Annotated in this window: 16 protein-coding genes; 5 read left to right on the top strand and 11 right to left on the bottom strand. The window is 67.7% G+C overall.

Annotated elements, in window-relative coordinates; genetic code table 11:
• Positions 1-137: 137 nt before the first annotated feature.
• The 6 genes from fabG to KXV01_RS00145 form a co-directional block, all read right to left on the bottom strand.
• Positions 138-881 carry a 3-oxoacyl-ACP reductase FabG gene (gene fabG / locus KXV01_RS00170; protein ID WP_049440536.1) on the bottom strand — a complete coding sequence of 248 codons (744 nt, stop codon included), beginning with the start codon at positions 879-881 and terminating at the stop codon, positions 138-140.
• Between the two features lie 81 nt (positions 882-962).
• The gene (gene fabD / locus KXV01_RS00165) at positions 963-1,907 is read right to left on the bottom strand and encodes an ACP S-malonyltransferase (RefSeq protein ID WP_005415507.1); all 945 of its coding nucleotides are present in this window, start codon (positions 1,905-1,907) and stop codon (positions 963-965) included.
• Positions 1,908-2,054: 147 nt separating this feature from the next.
• Entirely contained in the window at positions 2,055-2,837 is a 783-nt protein-coding gene (locus KXV01_RS00160; RefSeq protein WP_049417070.1) for a hypothetical protein, read from the bottom strand.
• A 76-nt stretch (positions 2,838-2,913) separates the two neighbouring features.
• The gene (locus KXV01_RS00155) at positions 2,914-3,891 is read right to left on the bottom strand and encodes a beta-ketoacyl-ACP synthase III (protein ID WP_005415505.1); all 978 of its coding nucleotides are present in this window, start codon (positions 3,889-3,891) and stop codon (positions 2,914-2,916) included.
• A 91-nt stretch (positions 3,892-3,982) separates the two neighbouring features.
• Entirely contained in the window at positions 3,983-4,177 is a 195-nt protein-coding gene (gene rpmF / locus KXV01_RS00150; RefSeq protein WP_005408308.1) for a 50S ribosomal protein L32, read from the bottom strand.
• A gap of 107 nt (positions 4,178-4,284) precedes the next feature.
• A complete protein-coding gene (locus tag KXV01_RS00145; RefSeq protein WP_049404889.1) occupies positions 4,285-4,794 on the bottom strand; it encodes a YceD family protein in 510 nt (169 codons plus the stop codon).
• 113 nt (positions 4,795-4,907) lie between these two features.
• On the opposite strand from KXV01_RS00145, the gene KXV01_RS00140 reads away from it, so the two are divergent.
• Positions 4,908-5,477 carry a Maf family nucleotide pyrophosphatase gene (locus tag KXV01_RS00140; RefSeq protein ID WP_049440539.1) on the top strand — a complete coding sequence of 190 codons (570 nt, stop codon included), beginning with the start codon at positions 4,908-4,910 and terminating at the stop codon, positions 5,475-5,477.
• A 102-nt stretch (positions 5,478-5,579) separates the two neighbouring features.
• Here the strand turns inward: KXV01_RS00140 and KXV01_RS00135 are convergent, their stop codons facing one another.
• On the bottom strand, positions 5,580-7,415 hold the full coding sequence (locus KXV01_RS00135; RefSeq protein WP_111191834.1) for a glycosyltransferase family 39 protein: 1,836 nt from the start codon (positions 7,413-7,415) through the stop codon (positions 5,580-5,582).
• A gap of 42 nt (positions 7,416-7,457) precedes the next feature.
• On the opposite strand from KXV01_RS00135, the gene KXV01_RS00130 reads away from it, so the two are divergent.
• The 4 genes from KXV01_RS00130 to KXV01_RS00115 are packed head-to-tail and all read left to right on the top strand — an operon-like array spanning position 7,458 to position 11,824.
• The gene (locus KXV01_RS00130) at positions 7,458-8,411 is read left to right on the top strand and encodes an AAA family ATPase (RefSeq protein ID WP_049417066.1); all 954 of its coding nucleotides are present in this window, start codon (positions 7,458-7,460) and stop codon (positions 8,409-8,411) included.
• Positions 8,412-8,434: 23 nt separating this feature from the next.
• Complete coding sequence (locus KXV01_RS00125; protein ID WP_049417065.1) at positions 8,435-9,358, top strand: DUF58 domain-containing protein; 924 nt, start codon at positions 8,435-8,437, stop codon at positions 9,356-9,358.
• Positions 9,351-11,300, top strand: coding sequence for a DUF3488 and transglutaminase-like domain-containing protein (locus tag KXV01_RS00120; RefSeq protein ID WP_263467270.1), 1,950 nt, complete (start codon positions 9,351-9,353; stop codon positions 11,298-11,300). Before KXV01_RS00125 ends, KXV01_RS00120 begins: the two co-directional genes overlap by 8 nt.
• On the top strand, positions 11,297-11,824 hold the full coding sequence (locus KXV01_RS00115; protein WP_049417063.1) for a Slp family lipoprotein: 528 nt from the start codon (positions 11,297-11,299) through the stop codon (positions 11,822-11,824). Before KXV01_RS00120 ends, KXV01_RS00115 begins: the two co-directional genes overlap by 4 nt.
• A gap of 76 nt (positions 11,825-11,900) precedes the next feature.
• Here the strand turns inward: KXV01_RS00115 and KXV01_RS00110 are convergent, their stop codons facing one another.
• From KXV01_RS00110 to dnaX, 4 genes are all read right to left on the bottom strand, one after another.
• Entirely contained in the window at positions 11,901-12,260 is a 360-nt protein-coding gene (locus KXV01_RS00110) for a histidine triad nucleotide-binding protein (RefSeq protein WP_005415497.1), read from the bottom strand.
• 67 nt (positions 12,261-12,327) lie between these two features.
• Positions 12,328-12,927 carry a recombination mediator RecR gene (recR, locus tag KXV01_RS00105; RefSeq protein WP_005415496.1) on the bottom strand — a complete coding sequence of 200 codons (600 nt, stop codon included), beginning with the start codon at positions 12,925-12,927 and terminating at the stop codon, positions 12,328-12,330.
• Between the two features lie 112 nt (positions 12,928-13,039).
• Positions 13,040-13,360, bottom strand: coding sequence for a YbaB/EbfC family nucleoid-associated protein (locus KXV01_RS00100; RefSeq protein WP_019659509.1), 321 nt, complete (start codon positions 13,358-13,360; stop codon positions 13,040-13,042).
• A gap of 6 nt (positions 13,361-13,366) precedes the next feature.
• On the bottom strand, positions 13,367-15,388 hold the full coding sequence (gene dnaX / locus KXV01_RS00095; protein ID WP_263467254.1) for a DNA polymerase III subunit gamma/tau: 2,022 nt from the start codon (positions 15,386-15,388) through the stop codon (positions 13,367-13,369).
• Between the last annotated feature and the right edge of the window lie 16 nt (positions 15,389-15,404).

The raw sequence follows: 15,404 nt of genomic DNA, 5'->3' as shown, positions 1-15,404 counted from the left end.
ATGGAGTTGTGGTTCAAAAGTGGTCGCCATCAAGGGCGATGGCCGTGGGATAGTGTAGTGGAAACCGGCGCGGCCTTGCATTGCAGCAAAAACCTCCGCAGATCAACCACTTGCGGCGCAATCCCTGCGCCCCTTGCTTACGGCATGTACATGCCGCCGTTCACATGGAGGGTTTCGCCGGTGATGTAACCGGCAGCCGGGCTGGCCAGGAACGCCACCGCATGGGCGATGTCCTCCGGCGAACCCAGGCGTTCGAGGGCGATGTCGTTGATCAGCGCGGTACGCGCTTCTTCCGGCAACGCCTTGGTCATGTCGGTGTCGATGAAGCCGGGTGCGACAACATTGACGGTGACACCGCGCGAACCGATTTCCTTGGCCAGCGACTTGCTGAAGCCGATGATGCCGGCCTTGGCCGCGGCGTAGTTGGCCTGGCCGGCATTGCCGGTCACGCCCACCACCGATGCGATGTTGATGATGCGGCCCTTGCGCGCCTTCATCATGCCGCGCATCACCGCCTTGCTGGTACGGAACACGCTGGTCAGGTTGGTGTCGATGATCGACGCCCAGTCCTCCTCCTTCATGCGCATCAGCAGGTTGTCGCGGGTGATGCCGGCATTGTTGACCAGGATCGAGATCGGGCCGAATTCCTTGGCGATGCCATCGAGCACGCTGTCCAGCGCAGCGGCGTCAGTGACGTTCAGCGCGCGGCCGTGACCGCCGTGGGCGGCCAGGCGCTCACCGATCGCGGCGGCGCCGGATTCGGTGGTGGCGGTGCCGATGACGGTGGCGCCCTGGGCGGCCAGCAGATCGGCGATGGCGGCGCCAATGCCACGGCTGGCACCGGTGACCAGTGCGATTTCACCCTGCAGGGGCTTGCTCATGATGTTTTCCTCAGACGGGAGCGGCCGCCGCACCGTGCCGCTTGCAGCGGCCACCGGTACGGCCGGCAGGAACAGGGAAGGTCAGGCCGACCATGCCTCGCGGGCGGCTTCGAAGTCGCCCGGCGTGGCCAGCGGACGGCCGTCGATGGCCTTGTCGATGCGCTTGACCAGGCCGGTCAGCACCTTGCCTGGGCCGCACTCGGCGATCTGGGTGATGCCGCGGGCGGCCAGCGCCTGCACGCACCCGGTCCACTGCACCGGCTGGTACAGCTGCTGGACCAGCGCGGTGCGGATGGCGTCCACGCCGTCGTGCACCTGGGCATCGACGTTCTGCACCACCGGCAGCTGCGGCGCCTGCCAGGACAGGCCGGCCATCACTTCGGCCAGGCGGTTGGCGGCTTCGCGCATCAACGGGGTGTGCGAGGGCACGCTGACGGCCAGCTTGACCGCCTTGCGCACGCCCTTCTCGGCCAGCAGCGCCAGCGCACGGTCGACCGCATCGGCGTCGCCACCGATCACGATCTGGCCCGGCGAATTGAAGTTGGCCGGCACCACTACCTGGCTGCCTGCGGCTTCGGCACAGACATCCAGCACCAGCTGGTCTTCGGCACCGAGCACGGCGGCCATGGCACCGACACCGGCCGGCGCCGCTTCCTGCATCAGCTGGCCACGCAGGCGCACCAGGTGCGCACCGTCATGCAGGCTCAGCGCGCCGGCGGCAACCAGGGCGGTGTACTCGCCCAGGCTGTGGCCGGACAGCACCGACGGGCGCGGACCGCCCACGGCGTTCCAGGCGCGCCACACACCGATGCTCGCGGCAAGCAGAGCCGGCTGGGTGTATTCGGTACGGTTGAGCATTTCCTCCGGGCCGCCCTGGGACAGCGCCCACAGGTCGACGCCGGCACCATCGGATGCCTCGGTGAAGGCTTCACGCACCTGCGGGTGCAGTTCGGCCAGCTCGGCCACCATGCCCACAGACTGCGAGCCCTGGCCGGGGAAGACAAAAGCGAGGGTGGATACGGTCACGCGGTCATCCGCTTGTTGCAATCGAAGCGGGCCATGATAAGGGGGAATCCGCTGTGTCGTCTGTACGTGCGCGTATGCAGGCGTATGGAGCAATGACAGGGTCAGATCCCTTTTCCACGGGAAATGGGATCCGACCCCGGCCGACGATCAGCAGAACAGCTGCAGGACGTCCAGATCGCCGTCGGCGAGGAAATCCACGCACAGGCCCACCAGCATCAGCACGCCAGCAGTGCTGGCACCGTGGGTGATGAAGATCGAATGGGCCAGCGCGCGCGCTGAGCGGCCCAGCTTCATGCAGACCCTGGCCAGGCTGCGCAGGCGGCCACTGACCGCATGCACGTGCTCGCGCACCGGCGCCTGGACCCCGCCCATCGCCTCGGCCATCATCGCCTGCAGATGTTCGGGGCGGTCAGCGTAGTACTTGGCCACGCCATAGCCGAACATCAGCCAGTCGCGGGCCTGCGCTTCGGACAGGTCCATCACTTCCAGCGGATCTTCCTCGAAATCGATGAAGCCGACCTGCTGCCCATCCCAGGTGAGATTGCGCGGCAACGGCTGGCCGAAATAGGCGCCGCGCGCATGCGCTTGGGCAATGGCCTGCATTGCCGCCATCACCAGCCGATCACGACCGGCTTCGTCGGCTTCGCGCAGGCAGGTATTGAACGAACTTCCGTTGTCGCCGATCACCAGCGCGGCATGGCCGGTGCCCAGCACGTCCGGTACGTTCACGCCTTGCGCCTGCAGCTCTGCAAGGCGGCGGGCCTCGGTTTCGCGCGCGGCGTCGCCACCACGGTGCGGCGGCGGGCGCAGGGCATCGAGATGGAAACGGCGCGCAACAAAATTGAGCAGGCCCAGGGCCAGTGCTCGGCTTCCCTTGCCGTACTGCTTCAGCCAGGCACGTTGCCCTTCGATGACGATGGGCTCAACCATGACAGGTCCTCCTTAAACGCGTTACGGCCCCGGAGGGCCGCAACGACAAGACTTCACGTTGTCGTAACTTGCACTATCAATAGCGCAGCAGGGCCGAACCCCACGTGAAGCCGCCGCCGAAGGCCTCCAGCAGCAGCAGCTGGCCGCGCTCGACCCTGCCCGACCGCACGGCGGCATCCAGCGCCAGCGGCACTGAACCGGACGAGGTGTTGCCGTGCTTGTCGACGGTCACCACAACCTGGTCCATCGACATGTCCAGGCGCTTGGCGGTGGCTTCGATGATGCGCAGGTTGGCCTGGTGCGGGATCAGCCAATCCAGGTCGGACTTGTCCAGGCCGTTGGCGGCCAGGGTCTCGTCCACGACCGAGTCCAGCGCCTTGACGGCGTACTTGAACACGTCGTTGCCCTTCATGTTGATGGTGCCGCCACCATTGGCGCCATCCTTGAACCCGGTCGAAACGCCGACCGGGTTCCACAACAGCTCCTTCTTGCTGCCATCGGCATGCAGGTGAGTGCTGAGGATGCCGGTTTCTTCGTCGGCCTTGAGCACGACGGCGCCGGCGCCATCACCGAACAGCACGCAGGTGGTGCGATCGTTCCAGTCGACCATGCGGGTCAACGTTTCGGTGCCGATCACCAGCACGTGCTTGCAGTCGCCGGAGCGGATGAACTTGTCGGCCACGCCCAGCGCGAACACGAAGCCGGAACAGGCTGCGTTGACGTCGAAGGCGGGGCACCCGGCCACACCGAGCTTGGCCTGGATCAGGCACGCGGTGGACGGGAAAATAAGGTCAGGAGTGGTCGTGCCGACCACGATCATGTCGAGCTGCGAGGCATCGATGCCTGCGGCTTCAAGCGCGCGCAGGGCGGCGTTGTAGCCAAGGTCGCTGGTGGTTTCGCCTTCGGCCGCGATGTGCCGTTCACGAATTCCGGTGCGCGACTGGATCCACTCATCCGAGGTTTCGACCATTTTTTCCAGGTCGGCGTTGGTCAGGACTTTCTCCGGCAAATAGCTACCGGTGCCCGCGATCCTCGAATAGATCCGCTTGCTCATCATGTTTCCTGTTGCGCGGGCCGCCGATCACCGGCACGCCCGGGAAAGAAGGCAAAGGCCGCTGCCCGGAAGCAGCGGCCTTCCCGGCACATCAATCTTCTTCGACGGCCGAGGTCTTGGTCTGGATGACCTTCTTGCCGCGGTAGAAACCATCGGCAGTGATGTGGTGACGCAGGTGCACTTCGCCGGTGGTCGGGTCGGTCGACAGCTGCTTGGCGCTCAGGGCGTCATGCGAACGGCGCTGGCCGCGGCGGGACGGGGTAACACGGGATTTCTGCACAGCCATGGGATTGCTCCAAACTCGGTTCGTTTTGCTTCGTCGTATCGTCGCGCAGGACGCCAGCGCCCAGCACACTTTCGCTTTCGCCGCAGCCGCCGACGACAATCCGGCTGCTATTGTTTCTTCAGAGCTGCCAACGCCGCAAACGGGTTGGCCTTCTTCGTTTCTTCTTCGCTCGGTGCCCAGTCCTTGTCGACTGCCTCACCGTCGGGTGACAGCGGCACCACAGGCACCGCCAGCACCAACTCGTCCTCGACCAGGTCCAGCGGACGCAGCTGGCCGTCTTCCGGCACCAGCAACGCCTCGTATTCCTCCGGCAGGGACGATTCCTCGTCCTCGTCGCGGATCAGGCCAAGCCTCTGGGTCACCTTCACCGGCAACAGGAATCGCTGCATGCTGCGCTGACAGGTCAGCGGCAACGCGGTGTCGATGGTCAGTTCCACATAGGATACCCGCAAGACGTCGTCGCGACCGAATTCAAGCGAGTAGACACACTCGCCGTCGGTATCTGCGACCAACCCCTGCAGGCGGGTCAATTCAGCCAGGGAGACCTGACCGTCGAAGCGCCTTCGCGCTACAACCATCCGCCAGGCATCCAGCGTTTCGGGCACGTTCGCGGACATAAGCCGCTGAATACTAAGGATCGCACCGCCCGCTGTCAAATGCCCGCCATACAGGACTTGCTGCTGGCGTTGCCGGCGGGCCAGACTGCCGCACCCTGCCCCGGTATTCTCGCATGTCACTGGTCCTGGCCTCCACCTCCCGCTACCGTCGCGAACTGCTGCAACGGCTGGGCCTGCCCTTCGACTGCGCACGCCCGGAGGTGGATGAAACGCCGTTGAACGGCGAGGGTCCGCTGGCCCTGGCCACGCGCCTGGCCGCCGCCAAGGCGGCCGATGTCGCCACGCGGCATCCGGGTGCCTGGGTGATCGGCTCGGACCAGGTCGCCGACCTGAACGGCCAGCCGCTGGGCAAGCCGGGCACGGTCGAGGCGGCCTGTGCGCAGCTGGTGGCGATGTCCGGGCAGACGGTACGCTTTCACACGGCAATCAGTCTCAGGCGGGATGGAGAATCCCTGGCCGCCCTGGATCTGACCGAAGTGCACTTCCGCGCGCTGGACTCGCAGGAGATCGCCCGCTACGTCGCCGTCGAGCAGCCGCTGGACTGCGCCGGCAGCTTCAAGTGCGAGGGCCTGGGCATCAGCCTGTTCGAGGCGATCGACAACCGCGACCCGACCGCGCTGGTCGGCCTGCCACTGATCGCGCTGTGCGGCCTGCTGCGCAGGGCTGGATTCGCGGTGCCGTGAACGGTAGAGCCGAGCCCATGCTCGGCTGCTTTTTTCGAGGCCGCCTGCCATCTGAAGCAGAAGCAGCGGAGCATCGGCTCGGCTCTACAGGACCAGAGGACCTCAACGAACCTCGAACGGCTGCTCCTGCCACGCCTCCACGCTGCCATCGCGCCCGTGCAGGCGCAGGCCGAGCCAGTGCCGGCCCGGCGCCAGCGTGGTGCTGTCCAGCGACGCGTCGAAGCCCACCGCCGGATGCTGCGGATCGGTACTGCCCGGCCAGGCGGGGCGAACGTCGAACACGCGCCCATAACGCGCGTCACCGATCGGGCGGCCATCAACCAGCACTTCAACCCGCGCCAGCCCGACCCCATCCTTGAATGCCCACCCCTTGATGGCGAGCGTTCCGGAGACCTTTTCACCGTTGGACGGCGCATCCAGCCAAGCCATCGCGGGCGTTACGCAGGGCCCCTGTGCACGCTTGGCCGGCAGCCGGAACAGCAGGAACCGCTGGAAGCCATGATCGCTGCTGACCACGCGCGGCGCCGGCAGCGGCCCCACCTGCTCGCAGATGGCATGATAGCGCGCCAGCAGATCGCGGTAGCGCTGGTCACTGGGTGACAACACCAGCAGCATCGGCATACTGCGCGGGCCTTCGTGCAGCAGGTCCCACTGCGCCAGCTGTGCGGTGCGCCCATGCTTGTCGTTGAGCGGATGTGGCAACACCTCGATATCACCGTTGCCCAGCTGGAAGCCCAGTTCGGCACCAACCTTGAAGTTGCCCGCCAGCACACGCGTACCCGGTGGCATCTGCCGCAGTTCGTCACGCACCGCCACGGCCAGTGGCTGCCAGCCGGCAAAGTTGCGCGGGTAGTACTTGCTGCCGGCCATCTGCTCGCGCAGTGCCGGCGTGGACGCCATCAGGTAGTAGCCGAACGCCAGCACCGTACCTGCAGCAGCCAGCCACCAGCCGGTACGGCGCAGCCAGCGCGGCCAACCGTTGAGGACCACCGGCACGGCCACCAGCAACGCCAGGTAGCCTGGCAGCGGCCAGTGGAAACTGATCCGCTCGACATCGGTGAAGAAGCCCAGCAGGAAGATGCCCAGCGTCGACACCCCGCCCACCAGGCCGAAATAGCGCCACTGCACCCGCGCCCCACCGCCACTGCGGGTACCCGCGAGGGCGACCTTCCACATCGCGATGCACAGGATCGGCGTCACCAGCATCGGCTGGATCACCAGGAACCACAGCCCCTCCCACTCGAACGCCCACGGGTGGCGCTCGACCACCTGGAACTTCAGGCCGGCATCGTGGTTGTCGGCATTCCACGCCAGCAACGGCAGCCAGGCCAGCACACCCACCGCCAGCGCCACCCATACGCGCGGGTCGGCCAGCATGCGACGGCCCTGCGGCAACGCCAGCAGCGCAATGAAGCCGACACCGATGACACCAATGAAACGGTAGTGGCTGAGCGCACCGATCAGCAGGCCCAGCGCCAGCTTCATCGCCGAGGACGCATCCACGCTGTGCAGCAGGCGTGCACCTGCGTGCAGGCAGATCACCGCCGCCAGCGCCATCGGCACGTCCGGCACGGCCAGCAGGCCCAGCGTGGCCGACAACGGCATCAGCAGGGTCAGGCTGCCCGCCTGCCAACCGGCCACGTTGCCGAACCAGCGCGTGGCGATGCGCACCACCAGCATCGGCAGCAGCGCGCCGATGGCCAGGAACGGCAGGCGCAATGCGAGTACGTGATGGCCACCGATCTCCACGCCCAGGCGTGCCAGCCAGGCGGTCAGCCCAGGCAGGTCGGAATAGGCAGCGGCCAGATGCTGGCCTTCCTGCCAATAGAACGCCTCATCGACGAACAGCGGCAGGCGCGCAGCCACCACCAGCTTGGCCGCTGTGACCAGCGTCCACAACCAGAGAAATATCGTCCGCGCGCGCTGTTCGCCTTGCATTGCTCTATGGATAATCGAATGGATTCCAGACCTGAGACGATCATGCCAGCCTCGTCCCCCAATCCCAGCATGCTAACCGATCAACTGCGCCAGGCCCTGCGGGAGGCACAGGATCAGGTGAACGCACTGGTGCTGGGCAAGGTGCCGGAAGTCAGGCTGGCCTTTGTCGCCCTGCTTTCCGGCGGCCACCTGCTCATCGAGGATCTGCCCGGGCTGGGCAAGACCACGTTGGCGCACGCATTGGCCAGCAGCCTCGGCCTCAGCTTCCAGCGCGTGCAGTTCACCTCCGACCTGTTGCCGGCGGATGTACTTGGCGTTTCGGTGTACGAGGCCGGCAGCCGCCAGTTCCAGTTCCATCCCGGCCCGGTGTTCACCCACGTGCTGCTGGCCGATGAGATCAACCGCGCACCGCCGCGCACGCAGAGCGCGTTGCTGGAGGCGATGGCCGAGCAGCAGGTCACGCTGGATGGACAGACACATCCACTGCCCGACCCGTTCTTCGTCATCGCCACGCAGAACCCGGTCGACCTGTCCGGCACCTTCCCGTTGCCGGATTCGCAGCTGGATCGTTTCCTGCTGCGGCTGGCGATGGGCTACCCCAGCGCGCAGGCCGAGCGCGAGCTGCTGCGCGGCAGTGATCGCCGCGACCTGATCGCACGCGCGGTGCCAAAGCTGGACGACACCCAGGTGCGTGCCTTGCGTGAAGCGGTTGGCCAGGTGCATGCCAGCGACGCGTTGATCGACTACGTGCAGGCGCTGCTGACCCGCAGCCGACACCATGCCGGCGTGCGCGTAGGCCTGTCACCGCGCGCGGGACTGGCCCTGCTGCGTGCCGCCAGGGCACACGCGCTGCTGCTCGGCCGCGGGCATGTGGTGCCCGAAGACGTGCAGACGCTGTTCGTGGCGGTGGCCGGCCACCGCCTGGTGGCCGAAGCCGAATCCAGCTCCGGGCCGGCGCTGGCGCGGGCGATCCTGCAGACCGTCGCGGTGGACTGAAGGTGGCCACACGCTGGGCACGCATGCAGCTGCTGGCACGTCCCCGCAGGCCCGAAGCCCTGCCGCAGCGACTGGACCGCCATCGCATCTACGTACTACCGACCCGCTTCGGCCTGTTCGTCGCCACCCTGCTGTCGGCGATGCTGCTGGGTGCATTGAACTACAACAACAACCCAGCCCTGCTGCTGGCGCTGCTGCTGGCCGCGGCAGCGATCGCCAGCGCCATCGCCGCGCACCTGCAACTGTCCGGCATACAGATCGACGCGGTCTCCGCCGAACCGGTACCGGCCGGGCATCCCCTGCGCCTGCGCGTGGACCTTTCGTTGCGCGACCCGCGCGCGCGCCTTGGGCTGCACCTGCAGCTGGGCGCAAGCGAGGCCTGGGTTGCACTGCCTGCACACGGTCGCGGCGAAGTGGAGCTGGATGTTCCCAGCGAGCGCCGCGGCTGGCTGGAACTGCCCCGCATCCGCCTGTCGAGCACGCAGCCGCTGGGACTGGTGCGGGCATGGTCGTGGGTGTGGCCGGAGCAGCCGCTGCTGGTCTACCCGCTGGCCGAGGCACTGGCACCGCCGCTTCCGGAACGTGGCAACGACCCACTGCACACCCGCGCCCATGCCAGTGGCGATGAGCTGCACCAGTTGCGCCCCTATCGTGCCGGCGATGCCCCGCGCAGCATTGCCTGGAAACACTCGGCGCGCCGCGACAGCCTGCTGGTACGCGAGTACGAGAAGCCGATCGGCATCGAAGTGGTGCTGGACTGGCGCACGCTGGCACCGCTGGGCCATGAAGCGCGCATCGCGCGCCTGGCACGCTGGGTCGACATGGCCGAGCGCGAAGGCCGTCGCTATACGCTGCTGCTTCCGGCCCATCCGCCGTTGGGGCCCGGCCAGGGCGCCAGCCACCACCACCTGTGCCTGCGCGCACTGGCATTGATGCCCCATGACTGAGCCTGCCGTCCTGCTCGACCGCAATGCCCGCACCTGGACCCTGGCCAGCGCAGCGCTGGCGCTGCTGCCACTGCTGCTGCAGCTGCCGCCGGTGCTTGCCAGCGTGATCGCGATCGCCGCGGTGCTGACCGCTGCGCTTTCGTGGCGGCGGGTGCTGCCGATGCCGGTTCGCCTGTTGCTGGTGCTGGCCATGCTTGCCACCATCGTCTGGCAGATGGGCATGGTGCGGCCGGGCCGCGATACCGGCTGCGCATTGCTGGCGGCGATGCTGGCGATCAAGTCCAGCGAACTGCGCAACCTGCGTGATGCGCGCAGCCTGCTGGGCTTCGCGTTGTTCTCGCCGTTCGCGGCCTTCCTGCTCGACCAGGGGCCGCTGACCACCGGGCTGGCAGCGCTGGCCGCAGTTGCCGCACTGCTGGCCCTGCAACGCCTGGCCCTGGACGAGGGCCACAACCCTCGCCTGCCGCTGCGCGGACAACTGCGTGGTGTCGGCCGCCTGCTGGGGATCGGCCTGCCACTCGCGCTGGCCTGCTTCTGGCTGTTCCCGCGCTTGTCCACGCCGCTGTGGGGCGTACCCGAGCGAGCGGTGGGCACACCGGGCCTGGCTGACAGCATGGCGCCGGACCAGTGGCTGGACCTGATGGCCGACGACACCCCCGCGTTGCGCGTGCAGTTTTTCGGCGCGGTGCCCGAACCTGCGCAGCGCTATTGGCGCGGCCCGGTGCTGACGTCGTTCGACGGCCACCGCTGGAGCCGCGATCGCGCGACGGCCGGGCGCCCCGCACCGGTGGTCGAAACCACCGCACAGGGCTGGGACTACCAGATCGACTACGAGCCCACCGACCGTCGCCTGCTGGTGGCACTGGACCTGCCCAGCCGCGCACCGGAGGGCAGCAGCTTCGATGCCGACATGAGCCTGCGCAGCGACCGCACGCTGTCCGCGCTCAGCCGCTGGCGGTTGCATTCGGCGCCGCCGCAACGGTTCGACACCGATCTGTCGCCGTACCTGCGCCGCGCCGCGCTGCAGCTTCCGCCCGGCTTCAATCCGCGCACCGCCCAGCTCGCGCGGCAATGGCGGCAGGAGGCCGGCAGCGATGACGAGGCCATCGTCCGCCGTGCGCTGCAATGGATCACCCGCGACTTCTCCTACACGCTGGATACACCGGTGGCGGGGCGCGATCCGGTCGACGATTTCCTGTTCAACTACAAGGCCGGCTTCTGCCAGCACTTCAGCTCGGCCTTCGTGGTGCTGATGCGCAACGCCGGCATTCCGGCCCGGGTGGTGACCGGCTTCGCAGGCGGTACCCGTAACCGCATCGGCGACTACTGGGTGGTGCGTCGCATGGATGCCCACGCCTGGGCCGAAGTCTGGCTGCCGCAACGCGGCTGGGTGCGGGTCGACCCGACTGCCGCCGTGGCACCCGAACGCATCCTGGACACCCTGGACGACCGCCTGCAGGCCGGCACCGATACCCCGCTGCAACAGCGCTGGCTGCAACTGGGGCAGATGGGTGACTGGCTGCGCCGCGGCTGGAACGACCTGGTGCTGTCCTTCGATGCACGCCGCCAGCAGCAACTGCTCAAGCCGTTCGGGCTGGATGACCTCGGGCCGGCGCAGCTGGTGACCGGATTCGTGGTCGCCGCCCTGCTGGCACTGGCGTGGATGGCCTGGCTGCTGGCCCGCGGCGAGCGCGAGCGCGACCCGCTGCTGCGCGCCTGGCACCGGCTCGGGCGGCGGTATGCGCGCCTCGGCCTGGCCCGCGAACCGCACGAAACCGCACAGGACTGGGCACAGCGGGTTCACCGGCAGCGCCCCGACCCGACCCTGCTCGCGCTCAGCCAGCGTTTCGCCGACGCGCGCTACGCTGGAACTTGCACCGACCTCGCTTCATTATTGCGGGACCTGCGCAGGCATCGCCCGACTTCCGGAGCCTCCCCATGAACACCAAGTTCCTCCTCACCGCTGTGGCCACGCTGGCCCTGTCGGCCTGCGCCACGGCCCCCAAGCCGCTGCAGGGACAGTTCAGCCTGGTTTCCCCGCGCGACTCGGTCGCCACCCAGCAGGTCGGCACGCCGGTCCGATGGGGCGGCCGCATCATCGAGACCAAGCCCGGCCAGGGCGAGACCTGCTTCCAGATGATCTCGCGCCCGCTCAACGCCAGTGGCCGCCCGAACACCACCTCGTCCGACGCCAGCGACGGCCGCTTCATTGCCTGCCGCGCCGGTTTCTACGACCCGGCCGTGTTTGAACCCGGCCGTGACGTGACCTTCATCGGCAAGATCGACGGCTACCAGAACACGCGCATCGGGGACTACGACTACCGCCTGCCGAAGCTGTCGGCCGATGTGATCTACCTGTGGCCGGAACAGCGCCAGGTCGATGTGGTGCCCTACCCCTATGGCCCGTGGGGCCCGGGTCCGTGGGGCCCGTACTGGGGTGGCTACGGCCGTTGGGGCTGGTGGTGATCGCCACCCACCCTGCATGATCGGAAAAGGCCGCCTTCGGGCGGCCTTTTTCATCCACGCATGCGTGGACAGGGCCTCAACGCCCCGGCGTACCGAAATGCCCCAGCGGCGCGCCGGCCAGCAGGTGCATGTGGATGTGGAACACGGTCTGCCCAGCGTGCTCGCGGCAGTTCATCACGATGCGGTAGCCGTCCTGCGCGAAACCCTCGCGGCGCGCGTATTCGGCAGCGGCCAGGGCCAGCTTGCCGACCAGGTGCGCCTGCGACGGCTGCAGGTCGTCCAGGGTCGGGATGATCTCGTTCTTCGGAATGAACAGTACGTGCACCGGCGCCTGCGGTGCGATGTCCTTGAAGCCCAGCACCTCGTCGTCCTCATAGACGATGGTGGCCGGGATCTCGCGACGGATGATCTTGCTGAAGAGGGTTTCGTTGCTCATGGTCGGCCTCGGCGGGAGTGTCTTCCGCATTGTAGGCCGGCCGCGCCGGGCGATGCCCGGGTGGTGCTCAATCGCGGAATTCGCTGCGCGTCCCGAACGCGTGCGACAGCGTGCCGCGGTCAACGTATTCAAGCTCGCCGCCAAGCGGCAGGCCCTGTGCCAGCCGGCTGGGCTGCACCTTGCGCGCGCGCGCCAGCTGCGCAAGGTAATGCGCGGTGGCTTCGCCTTCGACGGTGGCACTGGTGGCGATGATCAGCTCCTGTACCTCACCTTCGGCCAGCCGCTGCTCCAGCTGCTCCAGGCCCAGCTCGCGCGGGCCGACGCCATCGAGCGGCGACAGCCTGCCCTGCAGCACGAAGTAGACACCGCGAAAACCCGTCGCGTTCTCGATCGCGAGACGATCGGCCGGCGATTCGACCACGCACAGCTGGCTGCGCTCGCGGCTGCTGTTGGCGCAGGTCGGGCACAGCTCGGTCTCGCTGAAGTCGCGGCACTGCGCGCAGTGGCCGATACGCTCCACCGCCAAGGCCAGCGTTTCGGCCAGGCGCTGGCCGCCTTCGCGCTCGCGCTCGAGCAGGTGGTAGGCCATGCGCTGCGCCGTCTTCTGGCCTACACCAGGCAGCACCCGCAGCGCGTCGATCAGTTGTTCAAGCAGGGGTGCGGACACGGCGGCATGCTTTCATTGCGTCGAGCAAGCTCGACAGCTACGTGTAGAGTCGAGCCCTGCTCGACTGAGGGTTGCAGCGGGCGCCTGCAGCGACAGGCGCCCCGCCAAAAAATCAGAACGGCAGCTTCATGCCCGGCGGCAGCTGCATGCCGGCGGTGGCCGAACCCATCTTCGACTTCGACTCGGCATCGATCTTGTTCGAGGCATCGTTGAAGGCGGCGGCGATCAGGTCTTCCAGCATCTCCGGGTCGCTGGTCAGCGACGGGTCGATGCGCACCTTGCGGCATTCCTTGGCGCCGGTCAGGGTCACGCTGACCATGCCGCCGCCGGCACTGCCGGTCACTTCGATCCTGGCGATTTCTTCCTGGGCCTTCTGCAGGTTTTCCTGCATCTTCTGGGCCTGCTGCATCAGTTGGGCGATATTGCCGCGCATAGTGTCTTACTCGTCAAAAGAACGGATGGAATCGGAAACAACCCGGGCACCGTGCTGTTGGATCAGCACCTGCACTTCCGGGTCATCCATGAAAACGGCCTCTGCCACCTGCTGCCGCTCGCCACGCTGGCGGTCGGCACGCTGATGCAGGGTCTCGGCCGGAACGTGTTCGGTTTCCACGGTCTCGACCACGATCTTCGGCGCCTGGCCAAGGGCCTTCTGCAGCATCTCGCCCAGGGCAGCCAGCGCGCGCTCCGAGCGCAGGTACTCAAATCCGGGCGAAAGGCCCAGTTTCAAGGTCCCGTGCTGGCAGCTGATGAAGGCGGCGTTGGCAGCCAGCTGCCGCGAGGGGCCGCTGAGGCCGCTGTTGGCGACCAGGTCCAGCCAGTCTTCGGCAGTGGCCAGCTCGCTGACACCTTCCTGCGGCGCGGCGTCACGCGTCGGAGCCGGTTCGGCCGGCGCAATGGCAATACCTTCGGCGCGGAACGAACGCTCCGGCGGCGCAGGCTCGCCTGGATCCGCGGCAGGAGCCGGCGGTTCATGCCAGGGCGCGACCATGGCGGCATCCGGGCCGGCCATCTCGGCCGCCAGGGCCCCATCCCGCGCCTCGGCTTCGTCGGTGGCCCACGGCGGCAGGTCATCGCTTGCCTCTGCAGCGATGGCAGACGCCGGCGCCTCGGCCTTCACCGGCGGCGGTGACACGGGCTCTTCCACCGGAACCGGCTCGGGTTCAGGCGTCGGCTCCGGCTCCGGTTGCGGTGCCGGCTCGGGTTCGGGTTCAGGTTCGCGCGGTGCAGCCGCCGGAGCGGCCGCCTGCGCCGCCGCGGCCGGCGTCGCTTCATGGCTTCCGGCATCGGCGCCACCACCGGCAGCGTTGCCACCCGGCGTGCCACCCACCGCACCGTCGACGGCCTTCGGCACCGGCGGTACCGCTGCGGCCGGACGGAACGCCAGCATGCGCAGCACCGCCATCTCAAAGCCCGCGCGCGGGCTCGGTGCCAGTGGCAGGTCGCGACGGCCATTCAAGGCCATCTGGTACCAGAGCTGCACCACTTCCGGGCGCAGGCGCTCGGCGAATGCCGCCACATCCAGGCCTTCCGCGACGGCGGCGCCCGGCACCAGCTGCTGCACCTGGATGCGATGCAGGCCTTCGGCCAGCGCTTCCAGCACGCCACTCCAGTCCGGCGAGAATTCGGCCAGCGCGGCCACCACCTGCAGCAGGCGCGGGCCATCGCCCTCGGCCAGCGCGTCGAGCATCGCCGCCACCTGGGTGCGATCCACAGTGCCCAGCATGGTGCGCACCACATCCTCGCGCAGCGCGCCGCCCGCATAGGCGATCGCCTGGTCCAGCAGTGACAGGCCGTCACGCAGGCTGCCGTCAGCGGCCTTGGCCAGCTGCACGATGGCGCTGCCGTCGGCCTCGATCTCTTCCGCCGCCAGGATGCGGGTCATCTGGCCCTGGATCTGGTCTTCGTCCAGGCGCTTGAGATTGAACTGCAGGCAGCGGCTGAGCACGGTGACCGGCAGCTTCTGCGGATCGGTGGTGGCCAGCAGGAACTTCACGTGCTCCGGCGGCTCTTCCAGCGTCTTCAGCAGTGCGTTGAACGCCGCCTTGGACAGCATGTGCACTTCGTCGATCAGGTAGACCTTGTACTTGCCGCGCGAGGGCATGTACTGCGCGTTCTCGATCACCTCGCGCACGTCGTCCACGCCGGTGTTGGACGCGGCATCGATTTCCAGCAGGTCGATGTAGCGGCCGGCGTCGATGTCCAGGCAGGCGGCACACTGGCCGCACGGGTCGGCGCTGGTGCCCTGCTCGCAGTTGAGCGACTTGGCGAAGATGCGCGCGATGGTGGTCTTGCCCACGCCACGGGTACCGGTGAACAGGAACGCATGGTGGACCCGGCCGCTGTCCAGCGCATTGCTGAGCGCACGGACCACATGCTCCTGGCCCACCAGCTCGGCAAAACGCTTCGGACGCCACTTGCGGGCAAGGACGAGATAGGACATCAGGCCACCGTTTTCCATCGGATGTTCCATTGTG

Source organism: Stenotrophomonas sp. Ps181, assembly GCF_025697425.1.
Taxonomy (GTDB): domain Bacteria; phylum Pseudomonadota; class Gammaproteobacteria; order Xanthomonadales; family Xanthomonadaceae; genus Stenotrophomonas; species Stenotrophomonas sepilia.
Note: the sequence above shows the minus strand (reverse complement) of the source record. Positions and strands in the feature narration are given on the sequence as shown.

Bases quoted from the DNA above. Each gene is read 5' to 3' on its own strand.
- fabG (WP_049440536.1), bottom strand. From the start codon at position 881: ATGAGCAAGCCCCTGCAGGGTGAAATCGCACTGGTCACCGGTGCCAGC.
- KXV01_RS00160 (WP_049417070.1), bottom strand. From the start codon at position 2,837: ATGGTTGAGCCCATCGTCATCGAAGGGCAACGTGCCTGGCTGAAGCAG.
- KXV01_RS00155 (WP_005415505.1), bottom strand. From the start codon at position 3,891: ATGAGCAAGCGGATCTATTCGAGGATCGCGGGCACCGGTAGCTATTTG.
- rpmF (WP_005408308.1), bottom strand. From the start codon at position 4,177: ATGGCTGTGCAGAAATCCCGTGTTACCCCGTCCCGCCGCGGCCAGCGC.
- KXV01_RS00145 (WP_049404889.1), bottom strand. From the start codon at position 4,794: ATGTCCGCGAACGTGCCCGAAACGCTGGATGCCTGGCGGATGGTTGTA.
- KXV01_RS00140 (WP_049440539.1), top strand. From the start codon at position 4,908: ATGTCACTGGTCCTGGCCTCCACCTCCCGCTACCGTCGCGAACTGCTG.
- KXV01_RS00135 (WP_111191834.1), bottom strand. From the start codon at position 7,415: ATGCAAGGCGAACAGCGCGCGCGGACGATATTTCTCTGGTTGTGGACG.
- KXV01_RS00130 (WP_049417066.1), top strand. From the start codon at position 7,458: ATGCCAGCCTCGTCCCCCAATCCCAGCATGCTAACCGATCAACTGCGC.
- KXV01_RS00125 (WP_049417065.1), top strand. From the start codon at position 8,435: ATGCAGCTGCTGGCACGTCCCCGCAGGCCCGAAGCCCTGCCGCAGCGA.
- KXV01_RS00120 (WP_263467270.1), top strand. From the start codon at position 9,351: ATGACTGAGCCTGCCGTCCTGCTCGACCGCAATGCCCGCACCTGGACC.
- KXV01_RS00115 (WP_049417063.1), top strand. From the start codon at position 11,297: ATGAACACCAAGTTCCTCCTCACCGCTGTGGCCACGCTGGCCCTGTCG.
- KXV01_RS00110 (WP_005415497.1), bottom strand. From the start codon at position 12,260: ATGAGCAACGAAACCCTCTTCAGCAAGATCATCCGTCGCGAGATCCCG.
- KXV01_RS00100 (WP_019659509.1), bottom strand. From the start codon at position 13,360: ATGCGCGGCAATATCGCCCAACTGATGCAGCAGGCCCAGAAGATGCAG.
- dnaX (WP_263467254.1), bottom strand. From the start codon at position 15,388: ATGGAAAACGGTGGCCTGATGTCCTATCTCGTCCTTGCCCGCAAGTGG.